Source organism: Algoriphagus chordae (genome assembly GCF_003254055.1).
GTDB classification, from domain to species: Bacteria; Bacteroidota; Bacteroidia; order Cytophagales; family Cyclobacteriaceae; genus Algoriphagus; species Algoriphagus chordae.
The window spans coordinates 15,472-36,004 of sequence record NZ_QKZT01000026.1 but is presented as its reverse complement, the minus strand read 5'-3'; the positions used below and the strand labels follow the sequence as shown (position 1 = coordinate 36,004).

Here is a 20,533-nt window from a genome sequence, read left to right as displayed (position 1 = left end):
ATTCCTACACCGGTTTAATAATGTATCAATTCAAAACCTTCGAGGAGATCCCCAAGTCTTCGACGTTGGGGATAACCTGTCTTCCGGTAGGCAGGCACCTCAACCGTTATCTAACGCTGCCACCGTGCCTTCCGAGCAAGAAAAACCATTTGCGCCTTTGTGTCTTAGCGAGAGATTAAACCCTCTACTCAAAACCTTCGAGGTTCAAAAAAAACTCAACCCTTATCCAACGCTGCGCCGCCGCGCCGCCGCGAGAAAAACCACTTTCGTTTATCCTTCTTGACAGAAATAGAATCGTCGCGCCGTTGCGCCGTTGCGAGAGATTTTTTCCACAACAACACCGGCAAGACCCAGAACACCCCAATCATACTGAAGATCAATCCGCCAATCGTCCCTATCGCTAGAGAGAACCAGAAAATCTCATTTTGACCCTCCATAATAAATGGAATCAAACCAAAACAGGTGGACAAAATTGTTAGTAATATCGGAACAGCCTTACCCGCTACAGACTTGAGCACATTTCTATTATATAGCCCCTGACTCCTATTATTAAGATCATTGACGATAAAGATCCCGGCATTCACAGCCAATCCTCCCAGCATCACAAAGGCAGCATAACCACCCTGATCGAAGTAAAAATCAAAGAGCGAAAAGATCAAAAACAGCCCAATGAAACTAATCGGGATAATCACGATGATATATACCGGCTGCTTCAGATTCTCAAACAACACTGAGCAAATCATAAAAATCCCGATGATCAACAAGCCCAACAATGAGTATTGACGTTTTTGTTGATCATAGTTCCAATTGTAGGAATCCTTCTTGGCTTCATAGCCGATCGGCATAATCTGCTTCATCTCATCGAGCACCTCTTCGAGGTACTCATTCCCAAATTTCCCTGATCCCATATATTCAAATGCCACTATACGGATATATTGACGATCCTCTTTGTTCAGGGAATTGGTTGTAGTCTCCTTGGTCAAGGTTCCATAATCAGAGATTTTGTAAATTCTATTCTCTCCGCCTATCAGCCCCTTTTGCTCCAAATCAAACTTGCTGAAGTCATCCGATTTGCGCTCCCGGATTACCAGGCCATAGTTCTTATCCTCCAAGGTCAGCATGTTGGATGCTCCCCGAGGTTTGGACATATCCTGCAAGGCAGTGATTACTTCGTATTGATTGGTTTGACCTAAGGCTATCTTATTCTGGTCCAGCCGTAGTACATATTCTTCCGTTTTCTGCTCGCCATAGCCCGCTCTCTCATTGGTTTTCACTTCCTGGATCCGCTTATGCACCAAGAGCTTTTCTGCCAACACATTCGCTTGCCGCTCCAACTCATCAAAATTGTAGCCCTTCATTTTCACCCGATAACTTGGAATCTGATCACTGGAACCTCCGGTATAAAAGCCCTGTCCTACGCCATACACATTCCACTGCGCTCCAGACCAATCGGTAGATTTCACCGAGAGTTTTCCCTTTAGCTGATACGGCAAAGCCCCATTTTCATAAGCCTCCTTGAAGGTGATTTCTATCCTAGCACTTTGACCTGAGTTCACCGAAGTCACAAACTGGTCTATCCCTTCCACATCCTTCAGGTAAGACTCAAACTCGCGCATGATAAAGTCCATTTGCTCCAGGGTATTCCCAAAAGGCAATCGGCAATTCACGTAAAGCCTAGTCTTGGCAGCCTCACGATAGCCACTTTTCTCATATACACCCCGCGTAAACATCCGCATGGAACCACCCAGTGCTTTGTCCACATAGGGCCTAACTTCTTCCTGATAGAAGGTATTTCCGATAGTCTTGTTGTACCATTCCTGATCTTCCCATTTGGCAGGAAGGAAAAAAATAGGCGTTCCAAAAAGCAAAATGAGTAAGGTGATGAATGTCTTTCTATAGTGCGCAGTCCAGGCTATTCCCTTCTCATAGCTTCGCAAAGCTCTCACACGTTTTCGCAACTTGGGGATGGTCAATTTCCTTCCTTGTGTTACGGATTCCTTGAACATCACTTGATAGAATGCCGGAGTAAAAACCAAGGCGATCAACAGCGAGATTCCCAGCATCACCGAAACAACTATGGAGAATTCTGTCAGGTTTTTGCGGTCTTCTTCTGGTAGGAAAAAGACAATCATCAGCGCAGCAATAGTAGTCAAGGAAGCGGCCATCAGCGCTAAGAAAACCCGACGGTTTTTGTGCTTGTGCAAGTGATCGATCATAATGATCGCATTGTCCACGATCAATCCAAAACTAATCGTCAATCCTGCCAAAGAATATAAATGGATATCCACTTTGAGGAAATACAGCACGATCGCACAGAGGCTGAGGTTTGCCAAAATCCCCAAAAACAGAATACTCAGATACTTGATATTTCTATTGATCAGAAAGATAAAAACCACCAAAATCAGGATCGAAAGTCCGGATCTCTTGTAGATTTTATTCAGTTCCTTTTCTAGGTATTCGGTGTCGTCATTTTCTAAACGCACTTCAAACCCCGCAGGAAGCAGCTTTCCAGCATCTTGGATAGCAAGCTTTAGGTTTTGCGCCAGCAAGACTTTATTAATCCCATCGCGGTTAAACACCGAAAGCGTCACCGAGTTATTTCCATTGATTCTATAGTATCGGGTAGGTTCGGCTTCTTCTAGCGTCAGACTTGCGACATCACGGAGTCGAATTTCCATCCCATCCCTTTCGCTTACAACCAAGGTCTCCAGTTGATCCTTATCCATCAGCGATCGATCCACTTGTACGAAAAGCGTTTTGCCTTCCTTGTTCATCACTGCTCCAGGAAAAGTCAATCCAAAGGCACTATTTATACTTGAACTCAGCTGACTTCTAGTGATGCCAAAAGCCTGCATCTTTTGAATATCGTAGGTAACAAAAAGCTGTAGATCATTTGCCCCGCGTACATCCACTTCCTCCACCTCTTCGTATCGTGTCAGTGCGGGTTTGAGTATATCCTCCGCTATTTTCTTGATCTCAAAGGAAGCAAATGGGCCATTGACACTATAGGTCAATATCGGTGTTTTCTCATCTGACCTCGCTTGAGATGATTGTGCGACGGTAGGATAACCAACCCGCTGATCCATCTGAGGATAAATCTGCCGGATCATGGAAGAGATTTCAAACTTCTTCATCTCCATATCCGACTTCTTGTCGAAGGTGAGTATAATGTACCCTCCGTTGTAATTGGAAGTTGATTTGATTTCCTTTAGCTCAGTCAGGCGGGAAAAAGCGCCTTCTAATGGCGAAGTAGCCAGTTTCTCCACGATTTCTGGAGAAGCATTATTGATTCCATAAGAGATAGACAAAATCGGCGATCGCTCCTTGGGATTCAAATCCACAGAAAGCATAGGGATCACCGCCAACCCTAGGATTGACACGACTACAAAGACTATCAGAATTCTGAATGGAGTCATATTAGGCCGCTTTCAAAGATTTCTTGGAAACAGTAAACCAGTAAGCTAATGGCACAAAGTACAGAGCAGTGAGCGTACCGATCGTCAAACCTCCAATTACTGCATATACCAGTGGTCGCTGCAAATCTGCTCCCAAACCAGAACTAAATACAATCGGAATCAATGCCAGAATCGTCGTAATAGAAGTCATCAAAATTGGCTTGAGACGAATCTGCCCAGCTTTATGCAGTGCCATTTCCAAAGCCTCAGCTGCTGAAATCGCGTCTGATTCCACATAAGTAGCGCGAAGTCGATTGATCGTATCGATCTTCAGGATCGCATCGTTGACCATGATTCCCAGCATCACCACCAGCCCGATCGCAGACATCACATTCAGCGAAGCACCGAAAAGTAACAGCACCAGAAATGCTCCTCCGATTCCCAGCGGAAGGGTGAATACCACAATTAGCGGCTGGATAAAACTCTCAAATTGTGCAGCCAAAATAAAGTACAGCAGCAAGACCGAAATAAGCAAAATCCCGATCAATTGACGGATATTCTCCTTATCTCTAAAGTATTGGCCGACTACCGTCACTCCTAGGTTTTTCTCCTGACCCCAGCGCAGGTAGTCACTGGCATTCTCATCAGGATTCTCAGTAGTTATATTCAGCGATTGATAAATACCGCCCTTGTCAGCAGTCACGTACTTGTAGTGATCCTCATATTGATATTCTACAAATTCACCGAGAATATAAGAAGTCGTATCCGAGGCGATCAATCGTGTATTGCGAAGAATATCTTCAAATCGCTCATTAGGCTCCTTCAGCCGAATTGGCGTGATTTCTCCAAACCGTCTGATATCAGTAATGGTGAAGCTTCCAAAAAGCTTGGCAATCTGATTTTGAACAGCATCTACAGGAATCTGATAGGTTGCCATTTTATCTGCCCGAAGTGTAAAGACCACCGAGGCTTCCTTCTGCAAGCCCGGTCCACGTTCCCATTCTTGAGTTGGAAACTGACTAAGCCAAGGGTCCATCTTTTCCTCGGGCACCGGTTCTTTTGCTGTCAGATCTTTCCAGCGCACTTCGTAATAAGGCATATTGGAACTGAATAGCTGATCAAAGGCATTTGGCGCATCGCCTAGGGTAAAGGATGCTTCGGGATAATTATTCTTTAGGTTAGCTTCCAATTCCTTGATCGCAACTTCTTTTTCTTCTACCGTAGGGAAGAGGAAATAAAGCAAGGACTGTTGGATGGAATTCTCCCCATCGAAAAGCAAAAACTGCTTCACTCCCACATCGGCTTCCACCTGATCATACTTGCCTTCCATGCTTTTCAAAAGTGTGAGCACTCGATCTCTATTTTCAGCAGCCGAAATCGGTTCGCTCCAATCCACATCTAGCGTGGCATCCAGTTTTTCGATCTCCGGCAAACCAGTTGTTTTCAGCAAAAGACTTACTGCCAATCCCAGTGGAATAAGCAATAGAAATACCATCAAGGCCACTTTCCTATTTCCGGCAATTTTGCGATAGCCAAATTCATAGGCTGCCAAGACCTTGGTGAAAAAAGCTCCCTCGCCATCATCATAGGCTTTTTGGCTTTTAGAGAAAAAGAGAAAATAAAGCATGGGAAGCAGAATAAAAGCCACCGCAAGAGAAACCGATAGAATCGCTGTCACCGCCACTGCCTGATCAAAGAACAAGGCTCCGGAAATCCCGCTCAAGAAAACCAGCGGAACAAACACCGCCAGCGTCGTCAACACAGAACTGACCAGCGCTCCCATCACCTCGTCTACGCCTTCCACGCAGGCATCGAAAAGCGGCAAGCCAGACTCGCGCTTTCGGGTAATATTATCCAAAACGATAATCGCATTATCAATCAGCATTCCGATCCCGAGTGCCAAACCCGACAGAGAAATGATATTAATAGAAAGGTCGAAAAAGTAGAAAATCAAAAATGATATCAACAAAGAAGACGGCAAACTCACCCCGATGATCAATGGAAGTCTGTAATCCTTCATAAAGAGAAAGAGCACTGCAAATGCGAAAACGCCTCCAAAAAGCAAGGAGGTTTCCAAATTAGAAATCGCGGCATTTAGGAGGTTTGACTGATCTTGGGTCAACTCAAAATCAACCTGAGCGTAATCCTCTTTGAATAATTCTAGCGCATCTTTCAGCGCAGGAATTAGCTCATTCATTTTGGCGGAAGCCTGTTTGTGGACCGTAATTACTAGACCTTCCTGCGTCCCAAACAGGTGGTAACCCAGCGTCTCCTGAGTTTCATAAGTCACCTCAGCTAATTTTCCCAATGGAATAATCACTCCAGAAGAAGCAGCCACTGGCAAGCTCTCAATGTCTGTGGGCGTGTCAACTCTTGTCGCCAGTCGAAGGTAGTAGCGGAATTGTCCATCTTTGACAGAAATCCCCGGTAGCTCAGAATTACCTGATTGAATGGCAGAAATCACGTTTTGCTGGGTCATGCCTAAGGCTGACAATGCCTCCTCATTAGGCTTTACGGTGATAATCCGCTCTTTTTTCCCATTAATATCCACCAGAGAAACTCCTGGAAGCTGCTCTATCCTTTTCTTTAGGACATTCTCTGCAAGCAAACTCACTTCTACTTCATCTGCTCCCTCCTTTGGCACCACCTGAACTCGGGCGACAGGAATATCAGAGGTGTTGATTCGGATAACTTCAGGACGACCCAGATCCTCAGGAAGACCATTAGTCATGCGGTCTATTTTCTCATTGACATCGATATAAGCCAGCTCCATTTTGGTACTGTAATCGAAAGTCAATCTGATGGTGCCCACTTCAGAACCAGCTTTGGAATCCATTTCCTCCAAGCCATTCAAGGTGATCAATCCTTCACGAATTCGGCTCAGAACATTTTGCTCTATAGCCTCAGGAGAGGCATTTGGATAAGATACTTTCACTACTATTTGCGGCACATCGATCGGTGGCAAAAGCGAAATCGGCAGGGTGCGCAGGACGATGAAGGAAAAAACCATCAGCGCCATAAAAGTCATAAAAACTGCTATCGGCCGGGCCAGTAAAAATCTAACCATGGCTTATTCTTTTATAATTTGAACTGGAGCCTGATGCGCGAGCTGTAAATTATTGGAAGTGATTACTGTGCTGTTTTCTTCAAGTCCATCCAATATCTCCACTTCTTCTCCATTGTCCTTGCCCACCTCCACGTAGTTCCATTTGGACTCTTTATTTTCTATGGAGAAAACTACCGCTCTGCCCGATCTATAGACGAGTGCATCCTTAGGAACGACCAGAGAATTATTTTGCGGAGCACGGATAATGGCTCTGGCATTCATTCCTGGAAGTAAAGCCTTGTTAGCTGCGAGGGTAATCGAAACTTGGACTAACCCAGATTCATCTACCCTAGGATTGATACCTGTTACCTTTCCATGCAGCGCAGTTTGGGTATTTGAGATCGGGTAAACTTCTGCTTTTTGATTAATGGAGATAAGACTGATATCTGATTCCAGCACTTTTACTTTTAGGATGAATTCACTGGTTCCCAATACCTGACAAAGCTCTGCATTGGCACTCACCAAACTACCCGCTTTGAATTTGAGGTCTGCTACTTGGCCAGAGATTGGCGCTTTTACTACTGATCTGTCAAAACTCATCTGCGCCTCCCGAAGCTCTACTTCTGCTAGGAATACACCAGATTTAGCTTTCAACTGCTCATCCACCACATCCTTTTGCTCAGAATTATCAGAAGAAAATAAGGTCTCATAGCCCATCTTTGCAGATTCATATTCTGCGTTGGCATTACGCAGAGAGATTTTTGCTTTTTCAAGTCTAAACTCCGGCTCCGTAGGATCTAGCTTGGCGATGATGTCTCCCTTTTTCACATACTGCCCTTCCCGGACATTGACTTCTAAGAGATAGCCAGCTTGCTCAATCACTGCCAAGACTTCTGCCCCAGCTTCAAGTTTGCCTGTGGCTTGGATTAAATAATCGAAACTTTTGCGTTCAGCCGTGGCAACATTCACTTCTGTAGCTGCAACTTCATTTCTAAAGGATTCTGTGGGAGCTTCTTCGACCTTTTCCTTGTCTTCCTGACAGGCGGAAAACAGGGTAATTAAAACACCGAAAAGTAGGAGTGTAGATTTTTTCATTGAAATAGTAGTTTCAGCTAATAAGAAACTAACTAATTTTTCAATCTCAAAATCTTTGGTATAATAAGGATGTTAATGATTCTAAAAAACTGGAATTGTTGTATCGATTTCTAAATTGGGGGGATTAATTGCGTCTTCTACAGGCCTTAAGCGCAAAGTGCTAGGCGGTTCATCACCAAAATACTCAATGAGCCTATCAATCTCCTGAAGATTTTCAGCCTCGATTCGAACCCTAGCAATTCCATCATGGAGAAGCCCTAACTGAGTTCCTGCTTTCCGGGACAAATCTATAACACGCTTAGAATTTTTGGGAAGCCGATCATTGATCCGCACCCAGACAAATTCTCCCGTATCAGGTCTTGTAACTTTAACTCTGGTATCAAAAGGAAGTGTTTTATGAGCTGCAGTGAGGCTATCCATGTGAAAGATCTCTCCATTGGAAGTCTTCCTCAAATGAAATCTGCGACCATAGTAGCTAGCCGTACCCTCTTGGATCAGCAAGGCATCAGGAGCCATGTCTGGCTGAGCGTACTCTGGCAAGAGTGACGCAACAAAAATAAGAAGCCAATTCCACATAAGCTGATCTGAATTATCGCCTGCCTTTCCAATAAAGATGCCAATTAATGTCAATTGTATCAAATGGCTTGCAGCTAGTTCTCTTGAGGAGTAACTTGGTGCTATACTTACCTGCAATTATACCATCACCTCTTTTCTCTTTGATTATCAGGCTGGAAGACCGATGACGGATGACCGAAGTATCCTCAAATTAAGAGTTTACCATATATTAGGCAGCTTTCACATCGTCTTGGTGCAATTGCGGTAACATAAAAAACATTCTTTTTTAGACAGCACATGATCAAAATCCTCCACACAGCAGATTGGCACTTGGGAAAAAGACTACAGGAATTCTCCAGACTGGAGGAGCAAAAACTGGTTTTGGAAGAAATCCAGCAGATCGCAGACCGTGAGAATGTAGATTTGATTCTGCTAGCCGGTGATATTTTTGACACCTTCAACCCCAGTCATGAAGCAGTAGAATTGCTCTACAAATCCCTCCGAAGACTCACGAACGGAGGAAAACGACCAATTATCGCCATCTCAGGAAATCATGATAGCACCCAGTTTGTCGAAGCTCCGGATCCTCTAGCTCGTGAGATGGGTATTTTTTTCTATGGAAAATATGACACCATCATTCCAACTGGAAAACTAGACAATGGTATAGAAATCACACAAGCTTCAGAAGGTTTTGTGGAAATGAAATTACCGCAATTTGATTTTCCAGTTCGTGTTATTTTGGCTCCATATGCCAATGAGGTTTCGATGAAAACTTATTTGGGGGAAGGAGATCGTGAGGAAGAATTCCGCTATTTGATGGGTGCAAATTGGAAGAAGATCGCTGATCAGTACTGCGATGATCAGGGCGTTAATCTCTTTGCCGGACACTTTTTCTTTATGAAAGAAGGTTCAACCCCAGAGGCCGAACCAGAATCTGAGCGACCAATCCTTCATGTAGGCGGAACTCAAGCGCTTTTCACCAGAAATATCCCGGCACAAATTCAGTACGCAGCATTGGGTCACCTGCATCGATATCATTCTGTCGGACACGAACACTGCCCTGTGGTCTATTCCAGTTCGCCTCTCGCCTACTCTTTCAGCGAAGCCGATCAGCAAAAGCAAGTAGTGATCATCGAAGCAGAACCAGGAAAGCCAATCACCTATACACCTCTCGGATTAAAAGAAGGGAGACCGCTCTATCGCAAAGCATTCGATAATCTGTCAGACACCTTAGCTTGGCTAGAAGAGAACCCTTACTGTTTTGTGGAATTGACCTACATCACCGAAAGCTCTATCGAAGCCGCCACTCGGAAAGCAATAATGAAAGCCCACGATGGCATTGTGAATTTGATTCCGCAGATCAAAAATCCTTTGGGAGTGGAAAATCAAAGTTTGAAGGTCGAAGACCTGGGAAAAGATATGGAAAGTCTATTTAAACTTTTCTACCAAAGTGATAAGGGTCAGGAGCCCAACGAGGAATTACTCACAATCTTCAAAGAAGTAATCAGTCAAAACGAGCAAGCATGATTCCTATTAAACTCGATATTCAGGGATTGTATTCCTACAAAGAGAAGCAGACAATAGAATTTGACAAGCTCACTGCAGCGGGATTATTTGGGATTTTCGGTGCAGTCGGATCTGGGAAATCATCCATTTTGGAGGCGGTTCTATTAGCCCTTTATGGCAGCACCGAGCGTCTTTCTGATCGTGGAGAAAAGAACAGCATGGTCAATCTCCAGAGCGATCAGCTCCTATTGAATTTCGAATTCAGTTCTGGAAGAAACAATGCCAAAACCTATTTGGCGCGCTATTCTGCCAAGAGGAATTCCAAAAACTTCGATGATATCAGACCCGCAGAGCATACCTTCTACGAAAAAGTAGATGGAAACTGGGAACCGATTACTGCAAGAGCTGAAGAGATCGTTGGTATGCGAAAGGAACACTTCAAACAAACGGTGATTATACCACAAGGGAAATTCCGTGAGTTCATCGATCAAAAGCCTCTCGATCAGGCGAAGATGATGAAGGAGCTTTTTGGTTTGGAACGATTTGATCTTTCATTCAAAACCGGGATTCTGCTCAAAGCTGTCAAAGAGCAGAAAATCCGTCTGGAAACACAATTGCAAAGTTTAGAGGAATACTCTGAAGATATTCTCGTCGAAAAGCAAAGTCAATTTTCAGAAATACAAACTCAAGCTGCCGCAGCTTCGCTAAAGCTAAAAAGTGCAGAAGCAGAAGTTCGACTTCAAGAAAATCGCAGAGCTAAACACCAGCAATTGCTCAAGTTCAGATCCGAACAAGAAAACCTTGTTTTGCAGCGCCCTAAGATAGAAGAACAACGTCAACTGCATTCCGAATTCATTACTGCCAAAACCTATCTACGACCCGTTTGGGAGCAGATTCGAGATACTAAGGCAGAGTTAGAAAAATATAAAATCAGCGTGATCGATTGTGAGCGTTTCAAAATTGAGTTTGCGAAGGAAGTAGCCGAGCTTGAAGAGCAGGAAGCTGATCTCAAAGCGAAAAACAAGGAAAGACCACAGCGTGAAGGCAAAATCCGTGACTTGAAAAAAGTCATAGAAATTCAAAGACTAGAAGCTCAGCGAGAACAGGCGAATGCCACGCTGCTCAATTTGCAACCAACCATTGAAAGTAAAAAGCAAACTCAGAAGGCATTGGAAACAAAAATCGCTGAGCTAGATAGTGAGGCTGAAAAGATCAGCTCAACAGATAGCTCAGTCTTAGCGAATTTGATGAGCTCCGCAAAAGACTGGAAACAGCTAGAAAATCAATTGAGTAAGATTCAATTGGAATCAAATGAAATAACTCAAGAAATTGAGAAGCTCAAGGGACTACTCGAAGCAGAGAAAATCACTATTCCTGGGAATGAAAGTTCGTTCGAAACTTGGCTAGCATCTCATAAAACAACTATACAAGAACTAGAGAAACAGCGTGATATCCTGATGCAAAAGCAGGGACTTGCAGCTCATGTTCATCTGCTTCATAATGGAGAGGCATGTCCACTTTGCGGTGCCTTAGAACATCCAAATCCACTTGATGGAGATGATGATGGTGGCTTAGCTCAAAAAGATCTTCAAATACGAGAAGCCAAATTACTTTTGGAACAGATTCAAGCTTCTAAATCCAAGTATAGTGAATTGGCCTTTCGGCTAGAAAATCATCAAAAAAACATAGCTGGAAAAAACCTTGAAATCCAAGAATCGAAACAGAATCTGAGCTCCATCAAAAGCAGTTTAGCAGAAAGCGGAATTGATAGTCAAGAAGAGCTTTTGGCAAAAATACAGGCCATAGAGCATAGCTCTCAAACTCGAGAGAAGCTTCTTCAAGAAGTAAAAACACATCGTAGAAACTGGGATTCTGAGCGAATCATCATAGATCAGTATGAAAAAGAACTTCAGCAGGCACAATTACAATTGCAATCTGTCCAGTCCAATATTTCCTCCAAAAAAGAAGAAATCAGAGACATGGCATTCTGTAAGCAATTTTTTGCCCGAGAAACTTCGCAGATCCAATCCGCTATAGATAAGGTAGAAAAAGACATCGAGGAGGCTCTTCAGGCACTAGAAGGTAAGCAAAAGCATCTTCGTGAGAAACGCAGTGTGACTGATAAGAACTTAGCTGATCTGATCAATTTCACTCAGCTTCGCGATCAAAGTTTGGTCAAGCTCGATAAGCTAAAATCAGAATTTGAAGCCTTGAAAATGCAGCATGGATTCGCAGATGAGGAGCGATTGATTCATTTATTCCAGCACTCACTCGATGCGGAGAAAGTAGCTCTTGAGATCAAGCAGTTCGATCAGAAGATCGCAATCGCTGAGGATCGAATTCAGGAACTGGAAGCTGAAGAAGGAGTAGTTTCTTTTCAAGAAGAAGCGTTTCAGGAGGTTAACACTTCATTTCAGAACTTAAAAGCCAATGCAGAGTCTTTCCAAAAACAAGTTCTTTTGCTCGATAAGGAAATCCAGGAAACAAGGAGTAAACTGGCCGAAAAGAAGATTCTTCAGGCAGACTTCGCCAAACTGGAAATTAGAGAAAGCTATCTCAAAGAGCTGGACAATATGTTCCGAGGTAGTGGTTTTGTGAAGTTTGTGAGTTCCATTTACCTACAGGAACTCTGCAACACTGCCAATGTGCGCTTTATGAAACTCTGCAAAAACCAACTTAGCCTGGAGATTGACGACAATAATACCTTCTGGGTGATTGATTACCTGAACGGAGGCAAGAAGCGCCTGCTTAAAACACTCTCCGGTGGACAGACTTTCCAAGCCTCACTTTGCCTCGCACTGGCACTTGCTGAGAAAGTAAAAGCCCTCAACCAAGCAGATCAAAGCTTCTTTTTTATGGATGAAGGTTTTGGGGCATTGGACAAGAATGCACTTCGAGTGGTCTTTGAAACTCTCAAGTCACTTCGCCATGAAAACCGGATCGTGGGAATCATCTCTCATGTGGAAGATCTGCAACAGGAAATCGGAGTCTTCGCGAATATAGAACTCGACCCAGAGCGAGGTTCTCAGGTGAGTTATTCTTATTAAAAATATTTCACACTACTTGCTGCGTAAAATTACTCATCACATTGAGTAAAATATTAAAAAGCACACTTAATTACTGATTATCAATTGATTATAAAATAATTTTTAAGGGAAAAACAGAGAAAAATGACAGTAGTAATTGGTAATTAGGAAGATTTTTCACTCAAAGGATAGCGAAAGATTTATTTAAACCCATTTATCAGCTTTCACAAACGCAGATGAAAGCACTTCCTAATCGACTAACAATCCGCGGAAACCCACGACTTTTTCCTGCGTCAATCTGCAGGAACTTCCCTGGACTTTCACAAAAAAAGACAGCCGTATGACTGTCTTTTAACTATATAAATCTAGCACATCCATCTGCAAGAACTCATCCCAGGGAATTCCGTCCGGGCCGATGACAAGTGACTTTTCGGGATGGTAAGTATTTGTGAAGGCATTCATACCTGTCAATCCTCCCAGCCTCGAAGTCTTCACTTCTAGGGCAATAATCCGCTTTTTGTACTCCACAACGAAGTCAACCTCGTCATTCCCTTCCCTCCAATAATAGATGTGCAACTTTCTCTCCTTGAAGGCCTGATTCACCAAGTGTGCTCCTACTGCTGACTCCACCCAGCGACCCCACGCCCGATGATCCGCCTGAAGCGTATCCATTGTTTCGTTAGACACACCCGACATGATCGCCGTGTTATGCACCATGAACTTAGGACTGGAAGAACGCTTCCGAACTAAATTGGGACTGTATTTCTCCAGCCCACTCAGTAGGCCTGCTTCACTCAGCAACTCAAGGTAATTAGCGAGTGTAGTGGTATTACCTGCATCAGCGAGCTGCCCCATAATCTTGGTGAAGCTAAGTACCTGTCCCGAATAAGATGAACCAATCTCGAAGAGTCGCTTCATCAGCGCAGGTTTATCCACCCGGGTGAGCATCAAAATATCCTTGGAAATACTACTCTCCAAAAGCGCATCCCGCACATAATTCTTCCAGCGGTCTTCATCTTCCTTGAGGAGAATCGCTCCAGGGTATCCGCCATACCAGATGAATTCTTCAGGTGAAAGGCCGAAAGCCTCTTTCATTTCTTTGTAAGACCAATGTCCCAAATACGTGGACTCGAACCTCCCCGCAAGTGATTCTGTCAATCCTTGCTGAAGCATCAATCGAGACGACCCCAAAAGCACCACTCGAATATCACGCTCTTCAGCTGTATCCTTATCCCATTCTGCTTTGACTTGCTCGCTCCAATTATCGATTTTCTGAACTTCATCGATCACTAGAATATATGGAACATCAGGCGCTGCGCTTTGCTTCATACGTGCATTTTCCCATTGCTGGGCTATCCACAACCTATCAGTTGCTGGTACGGCATCAGCCGCAACCAGTGTATGTGGCCAATTGATATCCTTCATGATCTGACGAATCATCGTAGTCTTACCTACTTGGCGAGGACCATAGATCACCTGAATGAACATTCGAGGCTCATCACGAAGACGTTTTTGAATTTGATTTTTCTCTGATCGTTGGTAACTCATATCATTTACTCTTTAAGCTACGTAAATTTACTCATTTCATTGAGTAAATTATTAAAATGCATCACATTTATTTTACTATCAGCATGTTACAAGATAATTTTTAAGACATTTTTTTAATCATTTTAACCATAAACGAAGCTTGCTAATAGTTAAAAAATCTGGATTGAATCTTAATTCGATAATTGGTGAGCAAAAAAAATCCTCTGACAAACTGCCAGAGGATTTTCGTAATTAAGAAAACCTATTTACAATATATTCCCATTGACCCATTCAATTTCTTCTTGACGGATCGTATGATTTGAATCTTTGAAAATCAATAATTTCACTCTCGCACCCATCCTGCTCAGTAGGGTTTCTGATTCTTTTATTCTCGAAAGTGGCACATGAACGTCTCTTTCGCTACTTCCAATAAAGACTGGTGTATCTTTAAAATCACCAGAATACTTTTCTTCCAGAATCTTCTCGCCAATTAGACCGCCAGTAAAGGCTATAACTCCCCCCAGCTTTTGGGCATTTTGGGCAGCAAACTCAAGACTCAGACAAGCCCCTTGAGAAAAGCCAATGAACACGACATTTTCTGGAAAAACACCTGATTCAATTACTTGATCCCATACTCCTCTGATCGTCTCTAAGGATTTTGTTAAAGCAGATTGATTTGCTAAATCTGGAGCCATAAAACTATATGGGTACCAGGTTCCATTCTCCGCTTCAGGCGCCAAAAGCGCATAATCATCCAGAGAAAGATATTGCGCGAGCGAAAGAATACTCTCTGCACTTGCTCCTCTTCCATGAATAAGAATTGCAGCTTTTTTAGCCTCCGGCAAGGACACGCCTGCTATTTTTATCTTAGTCATATTTATCAACATTCAACTTAACAGGCGTCAAACTCTCTTCTAGTTTTGCACGATTAGGCTCAGCCCATTCTGGCAATTTGATCAACTCGCCCAAGTGAGCTTCATTCTCATCAATCGTAAATCCTGGTTCATCTGTAGCCACTTCGAATAAAACTCCTCCTGGCTCACGGAAATAAATTGATGTGAAGTAATTCCTATCCTTCACCTCAGTCACCTGATAGCCGTTTCGCATCAGGATCTCCTGAACCAGAAGCTGCGAAGCAGCATTCTCAGTACGGAAAGCAATGTGATGGACAGTTCCAGCACTTTGAGAACCTCGATTTCCAGATTTATCAATGACGATATCCACGATATCTCCCGGTTTCCCAGCTGTACCATATCGGAATCTTCCATTTTCCTCTCCAATGTACCGATAATCCATATGCTCAGTGAGTAACTTTTCTGTTAAGTCCTTGTCCCGCAGATTCAAAGTAGCTCCATAGAAACCTTTGATCGAATGCTCAATCGGCACTTGACCATAAGACCAGCCGGTTCTATCATCCTGATCATTAGCCACCAACTCAATCCCCATACTGTCATGATCTTCAAAGCGAATCAATTGATCACCAAATCTCGTCAACACATCAGACACAGGTATACCATATTTCTTCAGGCGCTCAATCCAATAGTTCAAGGATCCAGATGGGATAGAAAAGGCAGTGTAAGTAACTTCACCAGCTCCCTTAGTACCTTTGCGGGCACCAGTAAATGGAAATGTAGTGAATACAGTTCCTGGTCGCCCCAACTCATCTCCAAAATAGAAATGATAGACACCAGGCGCATCGAAGTTGATCGTCTTTTTCACCAGCCTCAATCCGATAATACCAGTGTAGAAATCAATATTAGCTTGAGAATTGCCAGCAATCGCAGTGATATGATGGATTCCAGTGATTAATGGTTTCATGGTTATAAGAGAAATATTTAAGAGAATGAGTATTCGTTGAGATCTAACGATCTAATCAGTTCAAGTAAGACAAACCTTCAAGGTCTTTTAGTATCTCAAAGGTTAAGTTACTTAAGCTTGCTTTATAAGTTGTACACTCAAGATCAAACGAACCTGATCACTTACTACTACGCTTCCTGCTTCGGTCACTGCTGACCAAGTAAGGCCATATTCTTTACGGCTGATTTTTCCTTCAATCTCGAAGCCAGCTTTAGTTTGCCCGTAAGGATCACCAGCTATTCCACCGAAATCCACATCAAGTGTAAGTGGTTTTGTATTTCCTTTCACAGTCAAATCTCCTACTAACTTATAATCTCCACCTTCATTCACAATCTTTCCAGCGAAAGTCAATTTAGGATGGTTTTCTGCATCAAAGAAATCAGCAGACTTCAGGTGATTGTCTCTATCCGTCTGATTGGTACTGATGCTATCAATTGAAGTCGAGAATGATACGGTTGCTCCATCGAAATCATCAGAAGTGCTTTCTGCTGCTCCTTCAAATTCCTTGAAATAACCTGTCACCGTAGAAATTACCAGGTGTTTTACTTTGAAAGACACTTCAGAGTGTGTAGGGTCGATAATCCATTTTGTAGTACTCATAGCTTTTGTTGATTTAGTTTAAATTTTTTGTTTGTATTGATATTAAATGTATAGACACGTATTAGGATAAATTTTTTTTACCCTCTCAATTTATCTAGAAGCGAATTCAGCAAGCCCACTTCTTCCCCAGTCAAATTGATCACTTGATTATTGAAACCTTCCATATGAGTTTGCAAATCATTCAGTATTATTAATCCTTTATCAGTGATCATAATATCCACTTGACGACGGTCACTTGGACATTCTCTTCTTTCTACCAGTTGTTTTGCTTTCAACTTATCCACCAAACGGCTAGCATTTGACATTTTGTTCAGCATTCTATCTTGTATAGATGACACAGTCGTAGGAACTCCATTCTGCCCTCTCAAAATCCTGAGCACATTGTATTGCTCTGGAGAAAGGTCAAAAGGCTTCAAAATCCCATTCTGTGCTGACACCAAATAACTATGCGTGTAGAGAATATTGACCACTAATTTATTGTATGGGTCTTTGAACTCCTTCTGCTTGATTGCTTCTTCTAGACTCCCCATATCATTTGTTGTTGTATTTAATGTATATACATACAAATCCTCATAAAGGTTTCAAATGATTAAAAAAAAGTTGAAATATTCGATACAGGAAGATAAGACTCAGCTACCTACACACCCATAAAACTCTGGACAACAACAAAGTAAGAGATCAACTCGATTTTTCAGGAATTACAATTTATTTACATTATTAGAAAGACTTCCATCTGTTTTTTGGCGTTTTCCTGTAATGAATGCTATGCATAACACAAAAAAAATGGTCTGTGCGGACACAGACCATGGTTAATTGAATAATGTGCTGACTTATGAGTTTTTTAGATACCTCAAAGCTTATTTCAAATTCTTATATCGAATTCTTTTTGGCTCTACGTCACCAAGTCTTTTTTTCTTGTTCTCTTCGTAGTCGGAGAAATTACCTTCAAACCAAACCACTTGGGAATCACCTTCAAAAGCCAAGATATGTGTACAAATCCTATCCAGGAACCATCTATCGTGGGAAATCACCACGGCACAACCACCGAAGTTTTCCAGCGCCTCTTCCAGCGAACGAAGTGTGTTTACATCCAAATCGTTGGTAGGCTCATCGAGAAGTAACAAATTCCCACCTTCTTTAAGCGTCAAGGCTAGATGAACTCGATTACGCTCTCCACCGGAAAGCACACCTACTTTTTTCTCCTGATCTCCTCCACCGAAGTTGAACTTGGAAACATAAGCTCTAGAGTTCACTTCCTTATTACCCAGCATCATCAACTCATTTCCTTCGGAAATCGTCTGATAAACTGTTTTCTCTGGGTCTAGCGCATCGTGTCCTTGATCCACATAGGCCAATTGCACGGTCTCTCCAACTTCGAAATTCCCAGCATCGGCTTTTTCCTGCCCAGTGATCAACTTAAACAATGTGGATTTACCCGCACCATTTGGCCCGATCACACCTACAATTCCGCCTTGAGGCAAAGCAAAAGTTAGATTTTCGAAAAGCAACTTGTCTCCAAAAGCTTTCGAAACACCGTTCACTTCGATCACTTTCGATCCCAGACGAGGTCCAGGAGGAATAAATAGTTCCAGTTTGGCTTCTCTCTCTTTGGACTCCTCTCCCACCAATCTGTCGTAAGCACTCAATCTCGCCTTGCCTTTTGCTTGACGGGCTTTTGGAGTCATTCTGATCCATTCCAGCTCTCGCTCTAATGTTTTCTGACGCTTGGATTCTGTCTTTTCCTCTTGCTTCAATCGGTTTTGCTTCTGATCCAGCCAGGAAGAATAATTTCCTTTCCACGGAATACCTTCGCCTCGATCTAATTCTAGAATCCAACCGGCTACGTTATCCAAGAAATATCTATCGTGAGTTACTGCGATTACTGTTCCCTTGTAATTTTTCAAGTGTTGTTCCAACCAATGCACAGATTCTGCATCCAAGTGGTTGGTAGGCTCATCGAGTAGCAACACATCAGGCTCTTGTAGAAGCAAGCGACAAAGTGCCACTCTTCTCTTCTCACCACCCGAAAGGTTAGCTACGTTAGCATCACTAGGAGGAAGTCTAAGCGCATCCATGGCCTTGTCAAGCATAACATCAAGTTCCCAGGCATTCGCAGCATCCAGCTTCTCCTGCACCTCTCCTTGCTTCTCGATCAAGTCATTCATTGCATCAGGATCTTCCATCAGGGCAGGATCCATAAATTTCTCATTGATTGCTTCGAATTCCTTCAGCAAATCAACGGTTTCGGAAACAGCTTCTTCCACCACTTCTTTCACCGTTTTAGTCGGATCAAGTTTAGGCTCTTGCTCTAGCATGCCTACGGTGTAACCTGGCGACCAGACTACTTCTCCTTGGAATTCTTTGTCCATTCCGGCGATAATTTTCAAAAGAGAAGATTTACCCGAACCGTTCAAACCAAGAACCCCGATTTTGGCTCCGTAAAAAAATGAGAGATAAATATCCTTGAGTACTTTTTTCTGTGGCGGATAGATTTTTGAAACTCCTGCCATGGAAAAGATGATTTTTTCTGCGCTCATGCGTTATATTTTTACTTTAAAATTGCACTTAAGAATCAAAGATGGCAAAAAAACCGCTTTCTTAGGATAAGTGCTTTTGAATTAATTAATTTGCGGAAATTCGAAAACCGCCAACTAACCTACTGCAGAACCATGGAGCATCCGTATGGATATATCAAAAACAACAAAGTCTATTTGAAGGGATTTTTGGGGCAGGAAGATAGAATTATCGGTGAAGTAAAAGAAGATGAGGCCTCTACGCTTAAGTATTTCGAAGGGAGATTTGAACAGCTCAAAGAAAAAGTAAGCAAACTCAAAAATGACATTCAGGAAAACCAGAACAAAGGTTCTTTCCTAATGAAGCTCATTCACCTCAGAGAATCGCTTATGCAAGCCGACGCTTTGGGAGACTTCGAACCACTTATTTCTGAGCTTAGCGAACAAGAAAAGTACCTTAATGAAATCATACAGGTAAATCGCAACAAAAACCTTGAGGTCAAAAAAGCTTTGATACTCGAAGCGGAAGAGAAAAAAGACGACACTGACTGGAAAGAAACAACGGAATTCTATAAAGAACTCAAACTTCGCTGGATCAAAACTGGGCCTGTTGATAAGGAAAATCAAGAAGAAATAGAAACCACCTTCAACGATACGGTGCAGCATTTCTTCGAAAACAGAAGACATTTCTTTGAAGGACTAGCACTTCAAGCGGAAGAAAACATCAAAGTGTACGAGGCATTGGTAGTTCAGGCTAGAGAAGCACACGATTTCCCTGATGCTAAAACTGCATTTGATATCTCAAAAAAGATTCAACGACAGTGGAAAGAAGCTGGAAAAGTGCCTGCTGAAAAACGACAGCCTCTTTGGGACGAGTTTTCAAGATTAAACAATCGGATATTTTCACGCTACAAAAGAACACTCCAAACAGGTCCTCAAATGAACCCTCGGGAACTAATGCGGAAGGTGGAGACTTTGACAGAAGAGATCAAAGGTTTGGCAGGGAAACCTTCCAGCTATGAACTCATCGGAAGAGCTAAAGCAATTCAAGAAGAATGGAGAAAATTACCACCACGTAAACCAAGAGAAGCAAATTTGATCGTAAGATCTTTCCAATTTTTCTCAGACATCGTATTTGAGAAAGCTTTTCTAGAAAAATTGGTTCATGGTAAATATCCTGATTTTGACGAAAAACCAGAAGCGGAACAAACTCAGATAAAAACCGCTTTATTAAAAGATTTATTGCACAGAGATCAAACTGAGCTGGAAGCAGCACAAAATAATGCGGAGAATTTCCGCGTACAATCAGCTGATTTTGATATAATGATGAAGAAAAAATTATTTGCCGTGAAGAGAAAAGTGGATGTGAAAAATTATATTTTGAAACAACTTGCTTATAAATAGTCTGAACAC

At 42.6% G+C, this 20,533-nt stretch carries 13 protein-coding genes; 3 read left to right on the top strand and 10 right to left on the bottom strand.

Features of this window, described 5'->3' with window-relative positions:
* Positions 1 to 215 precede the first annotated feature (215 nt).
* From LV85_RS20115 to LV85_RS20100, 4 genes are all read right to left on the bottom strand, one after another.
* Positions 216 to 3,416 carry an efflux RND transporter permease subunit gene (locus tag LV85_RS20115; protein WP_111322808.1) on the bottom strand — a complete coding sequence of 1,067 codons (3,201 nt, stop codon included), beginning with the start codon at positions 3,414 to 3,416 and terminating at the stop codon, positions 216 to 218.
* A 1-nt stretch (position 3,417) separates the two neighbouring features.
* Positions 3,418 to 6,462 carry an efflux RND transporter permease subunit gene (locus LV85_RS20110; RefSeq protein ID WP_111322806.1) on the bottom strand — a complete coding sequence of 1,015 codons (3,045 nt, stop codon included), beginning with the start codon at positions 6,460 to 6,462 and terminating at the stop codon, positions 3,418 to 3,420.
* A gap of 3 nt (positions 6,463 to 6,465) precedes the next feature.
* The gene (locus tag LV85_RS20105) at positions 6,466 to 7,536 is read right to left on the bottom strand and encodes an efflux RND transporter periplasmic adaptor subunit (protein WP_111322804.1); all 1,071 of its coding nucleotides are present in this window, start codon (positions 7,534 to 7,536) and stop codon (positions 6,466 to 6,468) included.
* A gap of 81 nt (positions 7,537 to 7,617) precedes the next feature.
* The gene (locus LV85_RS20100; protein ID WP_111322862.1) at positions 7,618 to 8,112 is read right to left on the bottom strand and encodes a septal ring lytic transglycosylase RlpA family protein; all 495 of its coding nucleotides are present in this window, start codon (positions 8,110 to 8,112) and stop codon (positions 7,618 to 7,620) included.
* A 276-nt stretch (positions 8,113 to 8,388) separates the two neighbouring features.
* Between LV85_RS20100 and LV85_RS20095 the strand changes: the two genes are divergently transcribed.
* Entirely contained in the window at positions 8,389 to 9,618 is a 1,230-nt protein-coding gene (locus LV85_RS20095) for a metallophosphoesterase family protein (RefSeq protein ID WP_211318449.1), read from the top strand.
* Positions 9,615 to 12,644: an SbcC/MukB-like Walker B domain-containing protein gene (locus LV85_RS20090; protein ID WP_111322802.1), complete on the top strand. Its 3,030-nt coding sequence runs from the start codon at positions 9,615 to 9,617 to the stop codon at positions 12,642 to 12,644. The genes LV85_RS20095 and LV85_RS20090 overlap by 4 nt, the downstream gene beginning before the upstream one ends.
* 330 nt (positions 12,645 to 12,974) lie before the next feature.
* On the opposite strand, the gene LV85_RS20085 is transcribed toward LV85_RS20090, so the two are convergent.
* From LV85_RS20085 to ettA, 6 genes are all read right to left on the bottom strand, one after another.
* The gene (locus LV85_RS20085) at positions 12,975 to 14,171 is read right to left on the bottom strand and encodes an ATP-binding protein (RefSeq protein ID WP_111322799.1); all 1,197 of its coding nucleotides are present in this window, start codon (positions 14,169 to 14,171) and stop codon (positions 12,975 to 12,977) included.
* Between the two features lie 245 nt (positions 14,172 to 14,416).
* Positions 14,417 to 15,025, bottom strand: a complete 609-nt coding sequence (locus tag LV85_RS20080; RefSeq protein WP_111322858.1) for an alpha/beta hydrolase — start codon at positions 15,023 to 15,025, stop codon at positions 14,417 to 14,419.
* Positions 15,018 to 15,968, bottom strand: a complete 951-nt coding sequence (locus LV85_RS20075) for a ring-cleaving dioxygenase (protein WP_111322797.1) — start codon at positions 15,966 to 15,968, stop codon at positions 15,018 to 15,020. The genes LV85_RS20080 and LV85_RS20075 overlap by 8 nt, the downstream gene beginning before the upstream one ends.
* Before the next feature lie 111 nt (positions 15,969 to 16,079).
* Positions 16,080 to 16,607: a YceI family protein gene (locus LV85_RS20070; RefSeq protein ID WP_111322795.1), complete on the bottom strand. Its 528-nt coding sequence runs from the start codon at positions 16,605 to 16,607 to the stop codon at positions 16,080 to 16,082.
* A 77-nt stretch (positions 16,608 to 16,684) separates the two neighbouring features.
* A complete protein-coding gene (locus tag LV85_RS20065; protein ID WP_111322793.1) occupies positions 16,685 to 17,137 on the bottom strand; it encodes a MarR family winged helix-turn-helix transcriptional regulator in 453 nt (150 codons plus the stop codon).
* A 327-nt stretch (positions 17,138 to 17,464) separates the two neighbouring features.
* On the bottom strand, positions 17,465 to 19,144 hold the full coding sequence (ettA, locus tag LV85_RS20060; RefSeq protein ID WP_111322791.1) for an energy-dependent translational throttle protein EttA: 1,680 nt from the start codon (positions 19,142 to 19,144) through the stop codon (positions 17,465 to 17,467).
* A 132-nt stretch (positions 19,145 to 19,276) separates the two neighbouring features.
* Between ettA and LV85_RS20055 the strand changes: the two genes are divergently transcribed.
* A complete protein-coding gene (locus tag LV85_RS20055) occupies positions 19,277 to 20,524 on the top strand; it encodes a DUF349 domain-containing protein (protein ID WP_111322789.1) in 1,248 nt (415 codons plus the stop codon).
* The last annotated feature ends 9 nt before the right edge of the window (positions 20,525 to 20,533 follow it).

Coding starts and splice junctions, on each gene's coding strand:
- LV85_RS20115 (WP_111322808.1), bottom strand. CDS start 3,416: ATGACTCCATTCAGAATTCTGATAGTCTTTGTAGTCGTGTCAATCCTA.
- LV85_RS20085 (WP_111322799.1), bottom strand. CDS start 14,171: ATGAGTTACCAACGATCAGAGAAAAATCAAATTCAAAAACGTCTTCGT.
- LV85_RS20100 (WP_111322862.1), bottom strand. CDS start 8,112: ATGTGGAATTGGCTTCTTATTTTTGTTGCGTCACTCTTGCCAGAGTAC.
- LV85_RS20090 (WP_111322802.1), top strand. CDS start 9,615: ATGATTCCTATTAAACTCGATATTCAGGGATTGTATTCCTACAAAGAG.
- LV85_RS20110 (WP_111322806.1), bottom strand. CDS start 6,462: ATGGTTAGATTTTTACTGGCCCGGCCGATAGCAGTTTTTATGACTTTT.
- LV85_RS20065 (WP_111322793.1), bottom strand. CDS start 17,137: ATGGGGAGTCTAGAAGAAGCAATCAAGCAGAAGGAGTTCAAAGACCCA.
- LV85_RS20075 (WP_111322797.1), bottom strand. CDS start 15,968: ATGAAACCATTAATCACTGGAATCCATCATATCACTGCGATTGCTGGC.
- LV85_RS20055 (WP_111322789.1), top strand. CDS start 19,277: ATGGAGCATCCGTATGGATATATCAAAAACAACAAAGTCTATTTGAAG.
- LV85_RS20070 (WP_111322795.1), bottom strand. CDS start 16,607: ATGAGTACTACAAAATGGATTATCGACCCTACACACTCTGAAGTGTCT.
- ettA (WP_111322791.1), bottom strand. CDS start 19,144: ATGAGCGCAGAAAAAATCATCTTTTCCATGGCAGGAGTTTCAAAAATC.
- LV85_RS20105 (WP_111322804.1), bottom strand. CDS start 7,536: ATGAAAAAATCTACACTCCTACTTTTCGGTGTTTTAATTACCCTGTTT.
- LV85_RS20095 (WP_211318449.1), top strand. CDS start 8,389: ATGATCAAAATCCTCCACACAGCAGATTGGCACTTGGGAAAAAGACTA.
- LV85_RS20080 (WP_111322858.1), bottom strand. CDS start 15,025: ATGACTAAGATAAAAATAGCAGGCGTGTCCTTGCCGGAGGCTAAAAAA.